18 protein-coding genes and 1 pseudogene are annotated in these 18,862 nt (G+C 44.2%); 15 read left to right on the plus strand and 4 right to left on the minus strand.

What is annotated here, in order from left to right:
* The first annotated feature begins 360 nt into the window (after nt 1–360).
* The 8 genes from V5G28_RS35920 to def all read left to right on the plus strand — a co-directional run bounded on the left by V5G28_RS35920 (nt 361) and on the right by def (nt 6,242).
* Nucleotides 361–765 (plus strand): type I restriction endonuclease, encoded by a 405-nt coding sequence (locus V5G28_RS35920; protein ID WP_332990214.1) that lies wholly within the window; start codon nt 361–363, stop codon nt 763–765.
* A 47-nt stretch (nt 766–812) separates the two neighbouring features.
* Entirely contained in the window at nt 813–1,730 is a 918-nt protein-coding gene (locus tag V5G28_RS35925) for a type I restriction endonuclease (protein ID WP_332990215.1), read from the plus strand.
* 40 nt (nt 1,731–1,770) lie between these two features.
* A complete protein-coding gene (locus V5G28_RS35930) occupies nt 1,771–2,109 on the plus strand; it encodes a type I restriction enzyme subunit R domain-containing protein (protein ID WP_332990217.1) in 339 nt (112 codons plus the stop codon).
* Nucleotides 2,110–2,334: 225 nt separating this feature from the next.
* A complete protein-coding gene (locus tag V5G28_RS35935) occupies nt 2,335–3,093 on the plus strand; it encodes a type I restriction enzyme endonuclease domain-containing protein (protein WP_332990219.1) in 759 nt (252 codons plus the stop codon).
* Nucleotides 3,090–3,788 (plus strand): M48 family metallopeptidase, encoded by a 699-nt coding sequence (locus V5G28_RS35940; protein ID WP_332990221.1) that lies wholly within the window; start codon nt 3,090–3,092, stop codon nt 3,786–3,788. The genes V5G28_RS35935 and V5G28_RS35940 overlap by 4 nt, the downstream gene beginning before the upstream one ends.
* Before the next feature lie 214 nt (nt 3,789–4,002).
* The gene (locus tag V5G28_RS35945; protein WP_332990223.1) at nt 4,003–4,866 is read left to right on the plus strand and encodes a hypothetical protein; all 864 of its coding nucleotides are present in this window, start codon (nt 4,003–4,005) and stop codon (nt 4,864–4,866) included.
* A 507-nt stretch (nt 4,867–5,373) separates the two neighbouring features.
* Nucleotides 5,374–5,634 (plus strand): hypothetical protein, encoded by a 261-nt coding sequence (locus tag V5G28_RS35950; protein ID WP_332990226.1) that lies wholly within the window; start codon nt 5,374–5,376, stop codon nt 5,632–5,634.
* A gap of 107 nt (nt 5,635–5,741) precedes the next feature.
* Entirely contained in the window at nt 5,742–6,242 is a 501-nt protein-coding gene (def, locus tag V5G28_RS35955; protein WP_332990228.1) for a peptide deformylase, read from the plus strand.
* Between the two features lie 41 nt (nt 6,243–6,283).
* Here the strand turns inward: def and V5G28_RS35960 are convergent, their stop codons facing one another.
* Together V5G28_RS35960 and V5G28_RS35965 are read right to left on the minus strand one after the other, a co-directional pair.
* On the minus strand, nt 6,284–7,276 hold the full coding sequence (locus tag V5G28_RS35960) for a nucleotide-binding protein (protein ID WP_336231555.1): 993 nt from the start codon (nt 7,274–7,276) through the stop codon (nt 6,284–6,286).
* A 398-nt stretch (nt 7,277–7,674) separates the two neighbouring features.
* Nucleotides 7,675–8,016 (minus strand): hypothetical protein, encoded by a 342-nt coding sequence (locus tag V5G28_RS35965; RefSeq protein WP_332990232.1) that lies wholly within the window; start codon nt 8,014–8,016, stop codon nt 7,675–7,677.
* An 882-nt stretch (nt 8,017–8,898) separates the two neighbouring features.
* Here V5G28_RS35965 and V5G28_RS35970 point away from each other — a divergent pair.
* The 6 genes and pseudogenes from V5G28_RS35970 (at nt 8,899) to V5G28_RS35995 (ending at nt 15,509) form a co-directional block, all read left to right on the plus strand.
* Entirely contained in the window at nt 8,899–9,399 is a 501-nt protein-coding gene (locus V5G28_RS35970) for a DUF2231 domain-containing protein (RefSeq protein ID WP_332990235.1), read from the plus strand.
* Nucleotides 9,396–10,001, plus strand: a complete 606-nt coding sequence (locus V5G28_RS35975) for a DUF2231 domain-containing protein (RefSeq protein ID WP_332990238.1) — start codon at nt 9,396–9,398, stop codon at nt 9,999–10,001. Before V5G28_RS35970 ends, V5G28_RS35975 begins: the two co-directional genes overlap by 4 nt.
* 99 nt (nt 10,002–10,100) lie before the next feature.
* On the plus strand, nt 10,101–11,006 hold the full coding sequence (locus tag V5G28_RS35980) for a cytochrome c oxidase subunit II (protein ID WP_332990241.1): 906 nt from the start codon (nt 10,101–10,103) through the stop codon (nt 11,004–11,006).
* A gap of 340 nt (nt 11,007–11,346) precedes the next feature.
* Nucleotides 11,347–12,845: pseudogene (locus V5G28_RS35985) on the plus strand (cytochrome c oxidase subunit I).
* Nucleotides 12,846–13,102: 257 nt separating this feature from the next.
* Nucleotides 13,103–13,705, plus strand: a complete 603-nt coding sequence (locus V5G28_RS35990) for a cytochrome c oxidase subunit 3 (protein WP_332990243.1) — start codon at nt 13,103–13,105, stop codon at nt 13,703–13,705.
* Between the two features lie 238 nt (nt 13,706–13,943).
* A complete protein-coding gene (locus V5G28_RS35995; RefSeq protein WP_332990247.1) occupies nt 13,944–15,509 on the plus strand; it encodes a GMC family oxidoreductase in 1,566 nt (521 codons plus the stop codon).
* Nucleotides 15,510–16,521: 1,012 nt separating this feature from the next.
* On the opposite strand, the gene V5G28_RS36000 is transcribed toward V5G28_RS35995, so the two are convergent.
* Both V5G28_RS36000 and V5G28_RS36005 read right to left on the minus strand, forming a co-directional pair.
* The gene (locus tag V5G28_RS36000) at nt 16,522–17,094 is read right to left on the minus strand and encodes an HD domain-containing protein (RefSeq protein WP_332990249.1); all 573 of its coding nucleotides are present in this window, start codon (nt 17,092–17,094) and stop codon (nt 16,522–16,524) included.
* A gap of 17 nt (nt 17,095–17,111) precedes the next feature.
* Nucleotides 17,112–18,437 carry a TIGR03985 family CRISPR-associated protein gene (locus V5G28_RS36005; RefSeq protein ID WP_332990252.1) on the minus strand — a complete coding sequence of 442 codons (1,326 nt, stop codon included), beginning with the start codon at nt 18,435–18,437 and terminating at the stop codon, nt 17,112–17,114.
* Between the two features lie 111 nt (nt 18,438–18,548).
* Between V5G28_RS36005 and V5G28_RS36010 the strand changes: the two genes are divergently transcribed.
* Nucleotides 18,549–18,854, plus strand: coding sequence for a CRISPR-associated protein Csx3 (locus tag V5G28_RS36010; RefSeq protein ID WP_332990255.1), 306 nt, complete (start codon nt 18,549–18,551; stop codon nt 18,852–18,854).
* Nucleotides 18,855–18,862 lie beyond the last annotated feature (8 nt).

Consider the following 18,862-nt stretch of genomic DNA (forward strand, 5'->3'; position numbering starts at 1 on the left):
CCGTTACTCGTTAGAGTTAGCCCCCTTTTGGAAAACTGGATTGATAACTAGGTTATAGTAATTTGAAAAAAGAATGCAACACAAGTAAAGACCCCTCGTTAACCCTCCCCATTCATGGGGAGGGTGCCCTCTTGGCGGGTGGGGTATCTGTCGCAAACATTTTTTGAATCGGTATTACTTCATTATGCTTGAGTTTAAGCAAGGCAATTCGCAAAGCTTGGCAGCGCTTGCATGAGCAAAACTGGCTGACTTTGAGGTAAATGTTATAACAGCATTGGAATCAAGTTAATAAGTGAGCGATTACCCTTTATATAGGTACATCGCTATCAACTGCTGTGACTTTCCTCAAAAACTGCCACCATGTCTAAACAAACTCCTGAGTATATCCATGTAGAACTGCCCACTATTCAACAACTCAGTGACATGGGTTGGCAGCATATCGAAGGTCATCAATTCGACTTGCGAGTCACCGAACGCGAAAACTTCAAGCAAGTTCTGCTCATCCAACGCTTGAAAACCGTCATCAAACGCATCAACCTAGATGACAATGGTAATCCTTGGCTCGATGATACCCAAGTCAACGCAGTGGTGAGTCAACTTGAGCGTTTAGCAGCACCAAGACTCATGGAAGCAAATAAAGCTGCTACAGAATTACTGCTTTCTGGCACAACCATTTTAGGAAAAGACGGCAAACAGCACACCGTCCACTATATTGATTTTGAGCATCCTGAAAATAACGACTTTCTGGCAATCAATACCGAGTAGATCCCGTTTGGATAACAGGCGATCGCGGTTTTATCGTTCCTGATATTGTGCTATTGGTCAACGGTATCCCCCTGGTTGTGATTGAGTGCAAAAGTCCCAACCTAGATAATCCCATCACCGCAGCAATTAATGACCTATTGCAATACTCGAACCAACGCAATAGCAGTCAACCAGAAGGCGCAGAAAAACTATTTCACTACAACCTGTTAATGATAGCCGCTTCTAGGGGACGGGCGGTAGCTGGTGCAGTGGGTGCAAACCATGAGTATTACGTTGAGTGGAAGACTGACCTCACCCCCCTAACCCCCCTCTCCCTCCGGGTATCTCCTGCGGAGACGCTACGCGTTAGCGAAGCTCCTCCGCAGGAGGCACGCCAGTCGCCTACGGCAGGAAACCCGCCTACAGCGCTGGACTCACCGCAAGCTAGAGAGGGGGAAAAGATTCCCCTCCCCGCTAGCGGGGAGGGGCTGGGGGTGGGGTTCCCCGCCAACGGGGAGAGGTCAAATACCCGACAAATGCTGATCGCCGGAATGCTTAACCCTACCAACCTCCTCGATATCCTGCGGAACTTTACCTTATATGAAACCAGTGGCGGACGCACAATTAAAATTGTCCCCCGTTACCAACAATATCGAGCAGTCCAAGAAGCAATTGATCGACTGCTACACAATCAAACCCGTTTGCAACACGGTACAGATGACCAACGCGGTGGTATTATCTGGCATACTCAAGGTGCTGGCAAAAGCCTAACAATGGTTTACCTAATTCGGAAAATCCGCACGATTCCGGAATTACGCCGCTTTAAAATAGTCGTCGTGACTGATCGCACCGACTTAGAAAAGCAACTTTCCGATACTGCTGTTCTCACAGGCGAACCGTTGCAGATAGCAAAAAAAGTCAAAAAGCTAGAACAATACCTACAACAACCAGGTGCAGGCTTAGTTTTCGGGATGATTCAGAAATGATAATGAAGAAACGCGCTTTTTAGCCCAAGCACTTTCTTATTTGGAAACCATCCGCCGCTTAGAATTTGGCGTTATCATCTCTGCGGACAAAAACGACGACCCCAGTTGGGAAGAGTGGACGAATAAAAGTAAACAAGAAGCACGCATTGAACGCTTCAAAAAATCTTTAGTACATCCAGACTCCACAAAACAGGATGGTCTAGCTTTCTTAATTGTCAAAAGTATGTTGCTGGTTGGTTTTAACGCTCCAAATGAACAAGTTTTATATTTAGACCGGGAGATGAAAGAATATGAATTGTTGCAGGCGTTAAGCGAAGCTCTGCCGAAGGCAATCGCCCGTGTCAACCGCGTTTATAACGACACGAAAAAATATGGCTAAGTCGTCGATTATTACGGTGTCAACCTTGCAGAAGCTTTAGCAATTTACGAAGAAGTAGACACAGAATCAGCCTGGTTTGATATCGCGGACGAAATACCAAAATTACGCGATCGCCATCAGCGAGTTATCAATTTATTCACTCAAAACGGCTGCACAATAGACAACGTAGATGCTTGTGTAGACATACTCAGAGATGAACGCCTGAGAGTAGAATTCAACGAATCCTTGAAAGACTTCATCGATACCCTTGATACCATTCTGCCACGACCAGAAGCACGTCATCCCTATAATTTTGTTAAGGATGCTAAAAAACTCGGCTTCATTAAAAAATCTGTTGCAGACCTCTATCGAGATGAAAAACTTAACATAGTTACAGCCAAAGAGAAGGTTAGAGCATTAATTGACCAATACATTGAAGCACAGGGAATTGACCTGAAAGTTCCACCAATTGATATTCTGTCCTTAGACTTCAAAATCCACGTTCAACGCCATCGCTCAACTAAAGCGCAAGCCGCAGAAATGGAATTCGCTGCCCGTCATCACATTAGCGTACATTACGATGAAGACCCAGTTTATTACAAAAACTTAAGCGATAAATTAACAGAGATTCTCAAATCTTTTGCCGATAATTGGCAAGAAAAAGTTCATGTTTTGTGGCAATATATCCAAGAAATTCAAGCTGGTCGTTCTACAGATGAAACCGGACTCGACCCGAAAACTCAACTTCCATTTCTCAATATTTTAGCCGAACATTCCACCAAAGAATTAACCCAACTTGCCCAAGTGACACAAGAAATTGTCGAACACATCCGCCAAGATATTCGTCGAGTCAATTGGGACAGTCTTGTCAGCCAAGAAGACTTGCGAAAGTGGATAGCAGGTTACTTGGATGATCATGATGTCGTGAGTTACGACGAATTAGAAATAGTAGCAGATAAACTTGTGCAACTAGCTCGCCGAAATCGTGATAGTTTAATTGTATGACAACAATCACCTTTGGCGACCTCAGTTTTGAAATACGCCACAGTGCAAAACGTCGTACCGTAGGTATTACCGTCGAACGTGACGGTCAATTAATCTTAGCTTCACCTCCAGAAGTGCCAATAGAAACTCTGGAGAAGATAGTCAATGATAAACGCTACTGGATTTACAGCAAACTGTTAAAAAAAGAGTCATTAAATCCACCAGTAGGTGTTAAACAATACGTTTGCGGTGAAGAATTTTACTACTTAGGACGCAGCTATCGCCTCAAATTAGTAGATGGAGTGAAAGGACAACCGCCACTCAAGTTTTACCAAAGCCGTTTTGAATTACACCGCGAAGAACAGCTACGAGGAAGAGAATGTTTTGTGAAATGGTATGGCGATCGCCTGCGTCCAATTTTAGATACACATATTGCTATGATTGTCAAGTACGTTGGGGCTTCTCCCCGCTCGGTTCAGGTACGCGAGTTAGGCTATCGTTGGGGTTCTTGTGGACACAAGGGAGATTTATATTTCCACTGGCGAGTGGCGATGCTACCACGCAGGATGATTGAGTATGTGGTGGTTCATGAAATGGTGCATCTGATTGAACCGAATCACACCAATGCGTTTTGGGATAGCGTGGAGCGGATTGTGAGTGATTGGGGCCATCGTAAGCAGTGGTTAGCTGAGAATGGAGCAAGTTATAACCTTTAGGGATGGGTGAGACGTGGCGGCGATCGCACCCTCAGAAAGCTTGTAATCAAACTCCAGTACCAACTTTTCGTTGGCGAAACCGGAATGCAAATTCTTGTGGAATAGTGGCACTGTTATTATTTGGCTTTTATTTGCTATGCTTTTTGAGAACGATTATTAATGTATCCGGCAATTAGGTTACACTTGACCATTGGACTCAACAAAGGAAAGATAAATGTCACTAAATGCCAGTGAAGAACTGATGGAGCAGAAGACAGCAAGTAAGGTAAACGAAGCAGATATGTCCGCCACCATCAGAAATTCGTTACCTTTTGGAGAAGATGTATGCCTCATAGAAGGTGAACAGGCAAAACCTGTGAGTCACCTACCTCAGTCTTGGCAAAACATTTATGCAGGGAAATCTAACACAAAGCTTTCCGATCCACAAGCATATGTGAAGATGGCACAACTTTTTCTTCAAAAAATGTCTCATGGTGATGTTGACTTATTCAATGAATCGGAAAAATTCCAACACCGCAAGCCAGCTTTTTGTGAAATATTAGGCAATCTTGGCTGGGAAACTCTTGAGTTTTATGGCGAAGATTTCCAGGTCAATAAGTATCCTAATTTTGACTTGATTGAGAAGGAACTTTCTCTGGAACAAGATGACGCTGAACGTAAGAAAATTATAGAAATTGGGAAAGCTCTGTTTGAGGAATTTGGATATGACCTTCCTGCTTCTTTTTACCACGTACACCTTGCTCCTATCTACAGAGAAGAAGTTTCTGAAGTTCGCCCATTAAGATTCAGTGAAGAGGACAGAAAGAACGCTCGCGCTTGGGATGCTTCTTTGCATGGACAAAAAGTATTTCCTATCCAACTCATGGTGCAAAGCATTTCTTCTAAGCACGGATTTTTCCAAGAGCATGGCTGTGGTTGTAACCATGCAATGGCGAGAGTTGGCGCTACTGATACCTCTTTTGATTATCAAATTCGTCCCAAAATGCGGACTACCTGGATTAGGGATTTTATTTGGACTGTATGGTATGAGTACGCCTTCTATAAATTCGTGCCAGTTACCCGTTTCTTAGTAGGTTAAGAAGCTGTATAATTACCATTTTTGAGAGACGATCATTTCAGTACTTGAAGAAGAGTATTTCTTCAGGTACTTTTTCCTAGATTGAGAATTATACAATAAAGTTATACATATCTATAGGAATCCTAAATCATTTATGAAAAATCTTGAGTAGTGTAGGGTGGGCACTGCCACTAAAACCCGAATATAGTGGGCAGGTTCTGACTGGCAGTGCCCACCTAAGTGTGTTTCAAAAATCAAATAAGATTCTTATAACTACATTTCTGTTAATAGCTAAAGGTCGAATTCCTGATTGGACAGTATTTCTTGCACTAGTCAACATCAGGAGCTATATCTATTATGGAAAATCAGTCTAAAAGAAGAAAAATATATTTTTTCTTTACAAAATATTATTGCTCATATTTGTTTGGTATTTTTTTAGTATTTATTTTAAATATCTAACATTTTTGTTAATTTATCATGTTATGCTATTACCTTGAAAAATGAAAATAAAGAATTAGGAGATAACAAATGGTAAAGCCTTCGCCACCTAGCTATCCAAGCCATTATCAAATGCTGAAAAACCTCCTTGTCGAGGCATATGAAACTGCTAATCAGGGGTTATGTGGTGATAGAGTTATCGCCTCCAGGAGCAGCGTTAAAGAAAGGCTGGAAATATGCGCAACTTGCGATAAATTTGATGCGGCAGCAAAGCGTTGTACCGTCTGTGGATGTTTTATGATGGTGAAGGCAAATCTTGAGGCTTCTACCTGCCCAGATGGCAAATGGTAAGATAATATTCCTCTTTTGTAACTACTACCAATAAACTCATGCTTAAAAGGTGAGTGGAGGTAGTACAAATATGATACCTAGATTCTTTCTTACTTTTGAATATTTGTATGGCAGTCAAACCTATTATCTCTCATCCGAATTCTTTATTAAGACAACGTTCAACTCTGGTAGAAAAATTTGATCAAGAGTTTCAAACTTTGGTTGATGATTTGGTCGATACAATGCTCGAACACGAATCGATGGCGTTAGCGGCTCCTCAGATTGGAGAGTTCAAAAGAGTTTTTGTTGTTAATAAAAAACGCATTTTAGGTGATAAGACAAGGGAGATAGAACCTAAGGATATCTTGTGCATCATTAACCCGGAAATAGTATACCAAGAATTTGTTATTGATTCAGAAGAGGGATGCCTCAGCATTCAAGGGCAGCGTGGGGTTGTCAAGCGATTTCATCAAGTCGTTCTTTCAGCATTAGACCGAGAAAATCGTGCTTTTTCCCTCACTGCTGATGAAATGTTATCCATTGTCATCCAACACGAAATTGACCATCTGGATGGGATTCTGTTTATTGATCTTCTGCCTTTACCTTGTAGTGAAGCTTCCCTCTCCTAGCCTGAGTTAGGGCATAAATAAATCTAGAGTTAGTAGATACTTCAAGCTAAGAAACTAAACGGCTGAGTTTTCATTAACTCCCGTTGTCGCTGCAAGCGGTCTTGCCACCTTAAGACTCTTGCCCACCGTTCCTCAGGAGAACTCAATTTTAGAGAAAGAATCCTGTCTAGGATGTGGTTGGAGATTCCTTCGACTTGGTCAAAGACATCAAGAGGATTCCTGCCGTAAATAGAGGGCATAAAAGGAATTTTTCCAACTATCCTGTTTGAGTATTTAGACTCGAATGCCTCAACTTCTGGGAAGTGATTGAGACACTTATTCAAAACATACACTACTGGAATTCCCAACTCTTCATCAATGGCGCGGATATCTTCTGAAATTGCCACAGAGTCGGGTGTTGCCTCAACGACTACAATTACGACATGGGTTCCTATAGGCAGACCAAATCGTCCTGAGTCCTCTCCACCGCCGCAGTCGAGAACCACAACCCCATTTGTACACAGCGCTAACCAAGCTTTTAGTGGGTTAAGTGTCGCATGAGAACAACGGGTAGAATAAAGTTCTTCTATCCGCAGCGCACTGGTTCCGACTGAGATGAGAGCAAGTTTGTCACTGAGGGTTCTTGCATATTTCTTGGTAAATGAGTCTTTTGGAGTGATGGAGAATTTTTTGACTTGATCAAACCCAGTGCTGTAGAACTCCCGATAAGTTTGCTCTGGACGGAGTCCATGAAACTCATAAAAGTCCTTCTCAGCTAAAGTGATTAGAGGAAGTTCCTGAAGTTCCTCTTCTTTATATCCAAGATAGTGGGAAGTAAGATACCGTGACAGCGACCTGTTAGGGTCTGCATCTGCAACAATCATGGCTTCTCCCAATCTCTTCAAAGATTGGATCAAACTCAGTGAGATAAATGTCTTACCTGTCCCCCCTTTGCCCATAAGAGCAATGACAAGTTCACGTTTGTGCGGTACATGAAGCTCAAGAACTGCCATTTCAATTAAATCTCGATGTATAAAAATTGTCTTTGCTAGCATAATAATAATCATTATTAAACATTAGTGTCACACCACTCTTGTTAGAGAAATCCAATAAAAAAATGTCCAACCGTCGCAAACCCCCAAAGGTGGGAGCGTAGAAACGAATGCTCGTGGAGGTGACTCGATACCGTATACGGCTAGAAATTTTTTTTCGGGCGATCGCGCTTTATATCAAGTCCGCTTAATCACCTACGATATGTCATTGCGAGTGGAACGCAGTGGAACGACGCATAAGCCCTGAGTCCTTACGGACACGCTACGCGTTCACGTTCGCGTAGCGTGCGCTCTGCGCTCAGTGTGCGCTTTGCGCTTACGGGCACGGGCACGCTACGCGAACGCAAGAACTCTGTGATTACTTCACAGAGCTATCGCTGCGTAAAGCCCTGGACAAGTATTTAGCCGGACATGATATTACTGTAACTTGTGAAGGCGGCGCTTCTGCGAGTGGGAATTTTGGATTTGCGCGATTGCGCGGAGCGCAGTGCAATCATGCAATCGCACTCGTAGCGCAGCGCCCGCGCATGGCGATCGCCATCTGCTTTTCTCCGTACTTCTCGCTTCAGCAAAGAAGAACAGCAAAAATCTGTTATGGCGTTTTTCACGCGTCCACAACAATGTCGGCTAAAACCGAATGTGTTTGTAATATTTGATTTGTAATATATTGATGTGAATTCTGATTGCAGTACCCTGGAGTTTTCCACTTCTAACAGGATGGTTTGAGCCTCCCGGGAAGCCACGGCGATTCCGTTTAACCGTTTCGAGGAACAACTGCTATATCCATCTTTGATAGTTAAAAGCCAGATGGAATAAATCAGATTTTATTTGTCTATTATAACAAAATAAAAAAAATATGAAACTATCAAACGATACATAAATTTTAATTACATAAGTTTAAGATAGCTAACAGTGGTAAACAGCCCAGGGGAAGAATTTACCACAAAAATGCAAATTTCTTGGGCATGGGGCTGCGATTGAATCAGGTTTTTACTGAAAACCTGTATCTATTTCATTATGTCATGATTGAGCATCTGAGCCTCAAAGTAGGTGTGGAATCATTGCGCGTGTTTATTGTGTGTCATATTGCTCAAAATTCAGCCTATTAATACAGTAGGTTTCAATTAAAACAGTGAACAGTGACCAGCCGCAGTGACGCCTGCGATGGTGGGGGATTTAAACCCGCCCTCCGGGTATCTCCTGAGCCCTGAGTCCTTACGGACACGCTGCGCGAACGGGCACGGCTTGAGGCCGAACGGAGACGCTGAGCGCAAAGCGCACGCTCCGCGAACGCGTTCTCCCTTAGGCGTGCGCTTGCGCTACGCCACTTGCTCTACTTGGGGAAACCCCAAGACCGCAGTGGCTCACCACCAACGCTTTCGGTGCACAGGAGTGTGGTGTTTCCCCCAACGATGAAACTGATAACTGATAACTGGTAACTGTTAAACACTCTCCACAGCGGCTTACAGAAAAAGTTATTCTGTTACAAATTGACAGAGATGAAATGTTGTAGAAGTTGCACTTTATTTAGACTGATAAACTTCAGTATAAACAGTATTTGCTGAATACATGATTTGCTGTATTCAAATAGCAAATGGTTCAGAAAATATGTCTAGGAGAACACCATGTTTGAGTATCTTCCGGCTTTGAACGACCACAATTTACCGTATCCCGATACGATTCATCCCATCGTTGTACACTTCGTAATTGCGATGGTGTTGTTTGCCTTTGTTTGTGATGTCATTGGCTTTTTCACAGGGAAATACCGTCTTTTTGAAGCAAGTTGGTGGAATATGTTTTTCGCCACAATTTCCATCTTCATCGCCATCATTTTTGGTCAGTTTGAAGCAGGCTTGGCAGAACCTTACGATGCTGTTGAGTCAGTGCTGAATTTCCATACACTGCTTGGCTGGTCGCTTTCAGGAATCCTTGCAGCCATTACAGCTTGGCGCTATGTCATTCGTATCCGCACTCCATATAAAGTACCGTTTTCGTATCTTGCAATCGGATTTATTTTGACAGTTCTAGTTGGTATACAAGTGTATCTCGGAGACAAACTTGTTTGGGTGTATGGACTGCATACAGTGCCAGTTGTTGAAGCACTAAAAGAGGGGTTGTTGCAATGAATGCTGAAGTTATTGACCAATTAAAAACGCATCTTGGCGCAAACGGATTGCCCTACGCAATACCAATTCATCCAAACTTGGTTCATCTTACCCTAGGTTTGTTCATTATTGGCATTGCCTTTGATTTTGTTGGTGTACTGTTCCACCTGCAAACTCCAGTCTTCAAATTTTTGGCAATTCCTGTCGTTCGCTCCAATTTCTTTGATGTTGGCTGGTTCAATATGCTGGCTTCAGCCATCATCACCTTTTTTACTGTAGCAGCAGGCTTTTACGAAATCATGCTGGCAGAAGCACCATCTGATCTCAAGAGTGCTTGGGGATTGCACCCGCTGGAAACAATGCTTTGGCATGGTGTCGGTGGTGTCTTCTTATTAGCGCTGATTGTTGGTATGACTGTCTGGAGAGGATTACAGCGCTACGTTTGGTGCAAGAACGAAAGCCAACAAGTGCAGTGGAGTTATCTGCTCTCTGGGGTAGCAATCATGTTGCTGATGTATCTACATGGAACACTAGGAGCGCAATTAGCTGCGGAGTTTGGCGTACATAATACCGCCGATATGTTGTTGCGATTGGGTCTTGACCCCAACACCTTGCTGAAGTAAATGATTTTAGTCCTTAGTCATTTGTACGAGTGCTAGTGACTACTAACCAATGACTAATGACTAATGACTAATGACTAGTGACTAATAACTTTTGTTGCTATGAAAATCTGGAATGTTTTGATACTAATTGTAAGTGCGATCGCTCTCACGGCTGCTAGTCTGTGGATAGGGCAGCAAGCTTATTCCTGGCTTCCTCCACAAGCGGCAGCAGAATCGCAACTGATAGATGATTTGTTTAGCTTTCTAGTCACACTGGGCGCATTCATCTTCCTGGGAGTGACTGCAACTTTGATGTATTCTGTGACTTTCCATCGCGCAGGCAAGTATGACTTTAGAGATGGTCCCCCGATTGAAGGGAATGTCACACTAGAAGTTGTCTGGACAGCTATCCCGATTTTGCTAGTGTTTTGGATTGCAGGGTATAGCTACCAAGTCTACGAGCAAATGGCAATTCGCGGTCCGATGGAGGTTGTTCACCTACATATGCCAATCGGAATGGAATCAGCGTATGCTGCGCCAGTAAACTCCCCAACTCAACCTGTAGAAAACATTGAGGTCAATGCCAAACAGTGGGCTTGGGTGTTCCGTTATCCAAATCAAGGTGTCACCAGTACCGAATTGCACTTACCCGTCAATCACCGCGTTCGGTTGGCGCTGCAATCAGAAGACGTTCTCCACGGCTTTTATATTCCTGCTTTCCGACTCAAGCAAGACATTATTCCCAAACGCAAGATTGACTTTGAATTCACTCCCGTCCGCATTGGCAAATATCAATTGACCGATTCCCAATTCAGCGGTACTTACTTCGCGACGATGCAGGCGAATGTGGTTGTTGATTCTCCTGAAGATTACGATAAGTGGCTTGCTGAAATAGCAACACACAAGCCATCCCCTGCACCTAATCAGGCAGTTGCCGAGTATACCCAGGAAACTAAGGGACTGATCAAAACTGGCTGGGCTACGGTTGAGCCTGCACAGCCTCCTGTAGTCAATTACAGCAATTAGTTAGTAGTTAGTGGTCAACAAAACAACTAAGTACAGCTTTGCATTAATTCGTAGCGTTTTGAAACGCAGAGGGACGCGGAGTCAGCGCAGAGTAACGCAGAGCCTTTCTGAAATTAATTCGTTACGAACTTGTGAAATCCTGTACTAACAACGAACAATCAACACCAAACAAAAGATAAATGACCAATATTTCTGTAAAGACTAGCAGGGTGCTGAACCGACCACGAAACTGCAGACAGGCTGGAAGCACTACTTCAGCTTTAGCACCGACCATAAGGTGATTGGCGTTCAGTATTTAGTCACCGCATTCATCTTCTTCCTGATTGGCGGTTTATTCGCCATGATTGTTCGAGCCGAACTGCTCACCCCGCAATTAGATGTCGTCGATCGCTCGCTTTACAACGGACTGTTCACGATGCACGGCACAATTATGATTTTTCTGTTGGATCATTCCGGCAAATGTGGGATTGGCGAACTATCTGGTGCCACTGATGATTGGGGCGCGAGAGACTGCGTTTCCGGTGCTGAATGCGATCGCCTTTTGGCTGATCCCGGTTGTGGGGGTCTTGCTGTTGTTCAGCTTTTTCTTACCCAGCGGCACGGCTCAAGCTGGTTGGTGGTCTTATCCTCCTGTTAGCATCCAAAATCCGTCTGGTCACTTAATCAACGGGGAATTCATCTGGTTAGTGGCAATAGCAATCTCTGGGGTATCGTCGATCATGGGCGGTGTGAACTTAATCACGACGATTGTTCAAATGCGGGCACCAGGAATGACCTTCCTTCGGATGCCGATGTATGTTTGGCCAGTTTGAGTGCTCAAATGCTGCAATTATTTTGCTTGCCAGCCTTCAGCGGGTGCAGTTATGTTTCTGTTCGACCTCTCCTTTGGCACAGCTTTTTTCACCCTTCAAGCAGGGTAATGCAATTCTTTTCCAACACTTGTTCTGGTTTTACTCTCACCCCGCCGTGTACGTCATGGCATTGCCTGTCTTTGGGATTTTCTCAGAAGTTATTCCTGCCTTTGCTCGCAAACCGTTGTTTGGCTATAAAATCGTCGCAATTTCCTCACTCTTCATAGCTTTTGTCAGCACTCTCGTTTGGGTACATCATTTGTTTGCCAGCGCCACACCCGACTGGATGCGAATGTTTTTCATGGCAACGTCAATGCTCGTGGCAGTACCAACAGGAATTAAAGTGTTTGCTTGGATGGCGACCATTTGGGGAGGTAAGTTGCGACTGAATACACCAATGCTGTTTGCTTTAGGTGGATCGCTATTGTTTGTCTTTGCAGGTATTACTGGCATCACACTCTCCTCTGTTCCGGTTGATGTTCACGTCAACAATACGTACTATGTGGTAGGTCATTTCCACTACGTCCTCTACGGCACGGTCACGATGGGAGTGTACGCTGCTATTTACCACTGGTTTCCCAAGATGACTGGGCGTATGTACCCCGAGAGCTGGGGCAAGTTGCACTTTTGGCTGGCATTTATTGGCACTAACCTCAACTTCTTTCCAATGCACCCATTAGGATTGCAAGGAATGTTGCGTCGGGTTTCTTCTTACGCTCCTGAGTATGAATTCTGGAACATTATTGCCAGTCTCGGAGCGTTTTTGCTGGGGATGTCCACTTTACCCTTCATTGTCAACATGATTGCTTCCTGGATGCATGGAAAGCAAGCTCCTAATAATCCTTGGCGAGCAATTGGACTAGAGTGGATGGTTTCTTCGCCACCTCCTGTAGAGAATTTTGAGGAAATTCCTGTCGTTGTCTCTGAACCTTACGGGTACGGCAAGTCTGAACCGTTAGTAGCTAGTGAAGCGAATGGTCATAAATAGAGGATGTGGGGTGTTGGGTGCAGTCATTTATATCGAGTCCGTCTCATTACTCACAAGACGAAGACCCCACCCCCAGCCCCTCCCCGCAAGCGAGGAGGGGGGCCGCAGGCGCAGAGGGGTTCTCAGAGAGTAATTATCGCGGTTTTCAATTGAGTGCAATACATCAAGAAATAAGAACCACAGATGAACACAGATAAATACAGATAGATTTGTACTTCCTTGAAATGAGCAGCGCTATATATAGGAGAATTCAATCAATGGACAGTTCTATCATTGCAGAACAGTTAGAGCAACCTGTGCATGAGCATAGTCACGACGAAGAAGGCAACAAGATGTTCGGCTTTGTTGTGTTCTTGCTCTCTGAGAGTGTGATTTTCTTAAGTTTTTTCGCGGGATATATTGTCTACAAGACAACGACTCCCGACTGGTTACCGACTGGTGTTTCTGGACTGGAAATTAAAGAACCTGGTATTAACACAGTGGTTCTTGTTGCAAGTAGCTTTGTGATTTACTTGGCAGAACGCGCCCTAGCACGCCACGACTTGAATAAATTTCGCCTGTTTCTTTTAGCAACGATCGCTATGGGAACTTACTTCCTAGTTGGACAGGCGATTGAATGGAGCAATCTTGCTTTTGGCTTTACCAGTGGTGTCTTCGGTGGGATGTTCTATTTGCTGACTGGTTTCCACGGTTTACACGTTCTCAGCGGCATTATATTGCAATTGATTATTTTTGCTCGCTCGTTCATTCCGGGCAATTATGACTCAGGTCACTTTGGTGTGAATGCAACATCGTTGTTCTGGCACTTTGTTGATGTGATCTGGATTATTCTGTTTGTCCTCATCTACATCTGGCAATGAATATAACGGTTCTCGTTTCGATGCAGTACGCTTTGACCCCACCCCTTACCCCTCCCCGCAAGCGAGGAGGGGCGAATGTTCCCCCTCTCTGCTTGCGGAGAGGGGGGTAGGGGGTGAGGTTCCGAGTGTCATGCAATGAACAGAGAATTGCTATATCTCCCCTACACCCGTAGGACGCCATACCTTCTTGCGCTCCTACATCCCTACATCCCTACACCCTTAAGAGAGGAGAATTCCTATGATTATTGATGACCAGCACTATGACTTGATTATCGTTGGTACAGGTGCAGGTGGAGGTACATTATTACACAAACTTGCACCCACAGGTAAAAAGATTCTCGTCTTGGAGCGAGGAAATTTCTTGCCCAAAGAGAATGAAAACTGGAATGCCGTCGAGGTGTTTGGAAAAGGACGCTATAACGCTCAGGAACAATGGTACGACATTTCAGGAGAGCCTTTTCGTCCCCAAACTAATTATTGGGTTGGTGGTAACACTAAGGTTTATGGTGCGGCTTTGCTGCGGATGCGGGAAAAGGATTTTGAGAAGGTTCAACATCAAGATGGCACCTCTCCAGAGTGGTGTGTCAAATACCAGGAATTTGAACCATACTACACAGAAGCAGAGAAGCTTTACTCTGTCCACGGTAAACAAGGAGACGATCCAACAGAACCTCCTCGCAGCGAAGATTACCCTTGTCCTCCGGTCAGTCACGAACCCCGGATGCAGCAAATTTGCGATGCTATCTCTAAGCAGGGGCTGCATCCATCACATCTGCCTCTGGGCTTAAAGCTGAATGAAAGCGATGCCGATGAGAGTTTTTGTATCCGTTGTAAAACTTGTGATGGGTTTCCCTGTAAGGTTGATGGCAAAGGTGATGCTGAGGTAACAGGAATTGTTCCAGCCCTGGAGTTTCCCAATGTCACACTAAAGACAGATGCTAAAGTCGTACGTTTACACACTACTCCGTCTGGTCGAGAAGTCAAAGCTGTCGAAGCGGAAATTAATGGACACTCTTATCTGTTCTTTGGTGATATTGTCGTGCTGGCGTGTGGGGCTGTGAACTCGGCGGCGTTGTTGTTGCGATCGCCAAATGAACAACATCCCACCGGACTTGCCAATAGTTCTGATCAGGTGGGACGCAACTTCATGAAACACCTGATGACAGCACTGGTGCAACTCAGTCCTAAACCTAACCATACTGTGTTCCAAAAGACGATTTGCGTCCACGATTTTTACTGGGGATACTCGGATTTTGAATATCCGATGGGTCATATCCAGAATACGGGTAATCTTCTTCAAGAGATGATTCTAACTGAAGCACCGCCGTTGTTGGCTCTTTTGTCAAGATTAATGCCAGGGCTTGGACTGCGGCAGTTGGCATCGCGTACAATTGGTTGGTGGTTGCAGACGGAAGATTTACCCGACCCCAACAATAGAGTGCGCGTGGATGGTTCTAAGCTGCATTTGGATTACACGCCGAATAATCTTGAGGCTCATGACCGCCTGATTTATCATTGGACAGAGGTACTTAAAGCAGTAGACAAAGATACAAACAGCCCAGTGGGCATTTATCCTTATAGCAATACGACGATTCGAGTGGTGGCACATCAGTGTGGTACTCTCCGTTTTGGAGAAGACCCTACAACATCTGTTCTCGACCTCAATTGTCGCACCCATGATGTCGATAATCTCTACGTTGTGGATGGTAGTTTCTTCCCATCGAGTGCTGCGGTTAGTCCGACGCTGACGATTATGGCTAATGCGCTGCGCGTTGGCGAACACTTGATTTCACGGTTGAATTAGGGGCAAAGTATGGGTGTGATACCAAATTCTCGTTGAATTTCAATTGAGTGTAATACAGGAGGCAGTGCGTTGCGGCACAGCATTGCTTATTGGTGTCAACTTAAGGTTCAACTGTTTATTCCACGTTAATTTACCCCACCCCCGTAAAGCTACGCTTCACGTCCCCTCCCCTTAGCAAGGGGAGGGGAGGTTTTGGCGTTAGACAAAACCGGGGTGGGGTAGAGCGAGAATTGTGAGCAAGTATAGCGCTTCTCGTTTGAATGAAGTACAAATTTATCTGTGTCCATCTGTGTCCATCTGTGGTTCTTATTTCTTGATGTATTGCACTCAACTAAGAACCGCTATATAAAGGCGTGATATGGCGTAACTACAAAGTTTTCAGCTTTGACACGTATGAGCAAAACTCTGTGCCCCTACGCGTGGTGTACGCAACAAAGCTTGCGTTGGCGGGCTGGCTATAAAATTAAAGTACTTGATGATTGTCATGACTGTAAGAAGTTGACAATTCAAGCTGGTAGGATTTACTGTTAAGTAGTGTGTTTATTGATGCATTCAGAACCTTGAAAAGTGAATACAGCGCACAAATTTTGTGGGATACGCTCGTGGGCTGAAACCCTGATTCTTTCGTTGTATCCCGCAAATAGCTTACACTATAAGCGTTTGAGGCGGTTGTTCTGGTTGGTTATTGCCAGTCATTTCTAATAATTGATAGAAAAAGTGATATCCCACAAAATTGTCGTTTGAAAGCCAGTTTTGGTAAGGGTTCTAGAAGGTAGGGTTTTCATTTCATTTCCCCGCAAGGGGACGGAAACAAAAGAATGAAGAACTTCCAGCAACTGCAATACCAATTGTTTTCATTTCATTTCCCCGCAAGGGGACGGAAACAAAAGACTACTTGCCCATGAGACACTGTATTCTTTGTTTTCATTTCATCTGTAGTTTGTAGTAAGCGCTTTAGCGCTAAAGCGCTTACTACGAAGCCGTTAAATCAAAATTGACAGGCTACTACTTATCAACCTTGCTGAAACAATTCAGACACAACTCGTGCGAATTCCTCAGTCATCCAGTCAGAACCAGTCTCTTGATACACCTGCACCAAGGACTTATAAAACCAGAATGTATCCTCCCTGCTACCGTTAAACTGACTCCAGATAACATCGCCTTGTTGTTGCCATTCTGCTAATAAGGAACGAGCATTGTGAAGTTTATCAGCAAGCGACACTCGTCGCACTGATGATGAAGCATAGCGCAGATGTTCTATGTAGCGGGTTTTGCGTTCTAGCCAAGGGGGTTTGGGTGTGGTGTCTGTTTCTGTGCAACCATCCACAATTTCCACAACTTGTTCGCCAAATAGCTGCCGAATTTCCTCACGAGTCGCTTTGCCTCCTTGGTCTTCTACGGCATCATGTAAAAGGGCGGCGATCGCCTCATCTTCATTTCCTCCTGCTTCGAGTACCAAAGCCGCCACACTTAACAGGTGTGCGATGTAAGGAACGTCGCCAAGTTTGCGAGTTTGGGTTGCGTGCAAGCGAGTGGCGTATATCAATGCTGCTTCAAATCTTTCTGTCAATTTTGTTGTATTCATTAATCGAAAATCTAAAATCATATATTATATACTTGGGATTCTTGTTGCACTTCTTTGGCAATGCTTTGTCGCAGTTCCCAAGGAAGCAAAACTTCGCCTTTTGGTCGCCAAGCGCGTAGTCGCAAACCAACATTTGTATCCCCATCTCTGTAGTAGACTTGATAGTAGGCATCATGGGGAGAACGAGAGTGGAGAACTTGTAATAACTTCTGCACTTGAGTATTTTGTTTAATTAATTTCTCTGCTTGGTGATAAGTGACTCTTTGAAAAGTTTCATGACGAAATGTTCCTTGAATGTAGCGATCATCAAATTCTCGGTCAAAGCGCAGTAACATTAATTTGGGTTGCAAGTAAAAATCAAAGCCCCAAGCTTTAGCCATTTGTTCTTCTACGTAATCGGGTTTGGGTAGGTGATGCGGGTAATGGTTGCGTAGGAGTTGCGGTAAACTAGAGTCTTTCCAATTCAGGGGTAGCATTTGGGAGATGCGATCTAGGCGGTAGTTGTACCACTCCCCTTTGTTGATGGGCGTTTGACCAAAAGCACACAGGTAGACTGCTCGTTGAACGTAGTAGACGCAGACAGGATAAACTATACATTGAACTTTTTGTCCAACTCTGGCACTTTTGTAGGTTAGTTTAACTGGAGGGACGGGTGTTTGCTCCCACAGATGTCTTAATTGGTATTGCCAATCATCTACTCTATCTAGTGTGCTTTTGGGAATGACGTAATCAACATGCAAGTTAAACCGCTGTTCCCCTACTTGCTGCGAAAGATTCTGAGCAATATTTGCCAAATCTGGATGCAGGAAATTGAAGTTGTAGGTACTGATTCTGGTAGTATCTTCTATATTTTTGTCCATCGGTCGCTCAGGAAACTGAGAAACTCGATAGTATTTTTGTCCACGACGTTTGAGCCACCCAAGTTCAGTTAAGATTTGCAAATCACCAGATAGCGATCGCCTGGTAACAGCAAACAATCGTCGTTGCAAAAGTTCATCCAAGGTTGCGTCGGGTATATCATCATGAGATTGAAGTACGCTTCGCCATTCTGTTTCTGACACTCCTGTTTTAGCAGCAAAAATCCACTCAGCTATGGTTTTGCTACATATACAATTGCGGTCGTGTAAATCGGGAATTGCATCCTCCTTGGGGTGAGTGAAGGTAAAAAAGGTTTTCCGCAAATCCACAAACGAGAAGGGTTCGCTTAAGTTCCAGCAATCATCCCTGTATAAATAGCATAGCCACGCCCATAGACGAATTGATCTGTGCAGGTTCTGCTTGAGAGAACCTCGGGCTAGCCATTGCAACAAAGGGATGTGGGGGCGATCGCTAAAAATTAGCATTCCTACTTATCGCTACTCGTTTTGAAACCTAACTTTAGCTTAACTCTATTTGGAAGATGCCCCTTCCAGCGGTGTGTAAGATAGATATATTCGCAAAACGTAGTAGAAATAATGACAACATACACAATCGAGTTAGATGGAGAAGTTTTGAAAGTTGGTTTTGGAGAACCAGCCCAAAATAACCAAATCGTCCGCGATGCTGCACGACGTTTGGAAGAAATGACAGCAACAGGAGAACTTAAAGGCGGTCCCTTACTGAAAATCAACGGGCCAGCATCTTTACCTGTAGCTTGCGTGTTAGTACATAAAGTAGCTCACTTATATGGAGCCATTGGAGTTTTTGATCCCAAATTGGGGAAGTATGTGATCTCGGTTACACACAATCCAGCATACAAATTGGGCGACTTAGTTGATTGAGGTACTGC

Source organism: Scytonema sp. PRP1 (assembly GCF_036697665.2).
GTDB classification, from domain to species: domain Bacteria; phylum Cyanobacteriota; class Cyanobacteriia; order Cyanobacteriales; family Nostocaceae; genus Kalymmatonema; species Kalymmatonema gypsitolerans.

Excerpts from the sequence above, each read along its gene's own strand:
- V5G28_RS35920 (WP_332990214.1), top strand. The coding sequence starts at position 361 with ATGTCTAAACAAACTCCTGAGTATATCCATGTAGAACTGCCCACTATT.
- V5G28_RS35940 (WP_332990221.1), top strand. The coding sequence starts at position 3,090 with ATGACAACAATCACCTTTGGCGACCTCAGTTTTGAAATACGCCACAGT.
- V5G28_RS35945 (WP_332990223.1), top strand. The coding sequence starts at position 4,003 with ATGTCACTAAATGCCAGTGAAGAACTGATGGAGCAGAAGACAGCAAGT.
- V5G28_RS35950 (WP_332990226.1), top strand. The coding sequence starts at position 5,374 with ATGGTAAAGCCTTCGCCACCTAGCTATCCAAGCCATTATCAAATGCTG.
- def (WP_332990228.1), top strand. The coding sequence starts at position 5,742 with ATGGCAGTCAAACCTATTATCTCTCATCCGAATTCTTTATTAAGACAA.
- V5G28_RS35960 (WP_336231555.1), bottom strand. The coding sequence starts at position 7,276 with ATGCTAGCAAAGACAATTTTTATACATCGAGATTTAATTGAAATGGCA.
- V5G28_RS35970 (WP_332990235.1), top strand. The coding sequence starts at position 8,899 with ATGTTTGAGTATCTTCCGGCTTTGAACGACCACAATTTACCGTATCCC.
- V5G28_RS35975 (WP_332990238.1), top strand. The coding sequence starts at position 9,396 with ATGAATGCTGAAGTTATTGACCAATTAAAAACGCATCTTGGCGCAAAC.
- V5G28_RS35980 (WP_332990241.1), top strand. The coding sequence starts at position 10,101 with ATGAAAATCTGGAATGTTTTGATACTAATTGTAAGTGCGATCGCTCTC.
- V5G28_RS35990 (WP_332990243.1), top strand. The coding sequence starts at position 13,103 with ATGGACAGTTCTATCATTGCAGAACAGTTAGAGCAACCTGTGCATGAG.
- V5G28_RS35995 (WP_332990247.1), top strand. The coding sequence starts at position 13,944 with ATGATTATTGATGACCAGCACTATGACTTGATTATCGTTGGTACAGGT.
- V5G28_RS36000 (WP_332990249.1), bottom strand. The coding sequence starts at position 17,094 with ATGAATACAACAAAATTGACAGAAAGATTTGAAGCAGCATTGATATAC.
- V5G28_RS36005 (WP_332990252.1), bottom strand. The coding sequence starts at position 18,437 with ATGCTAATTTTTAGCGATCGCCCCCACATCCCTTTGTTGCAATGGCTA.
- V5G28_RS36010 (WP_332990255.1), top strand. The coding sequence starts at position 18,549 with ATGACAACATACACAATCGAGTTAGATGGAGAAGTTTTGAAAGTTGGT.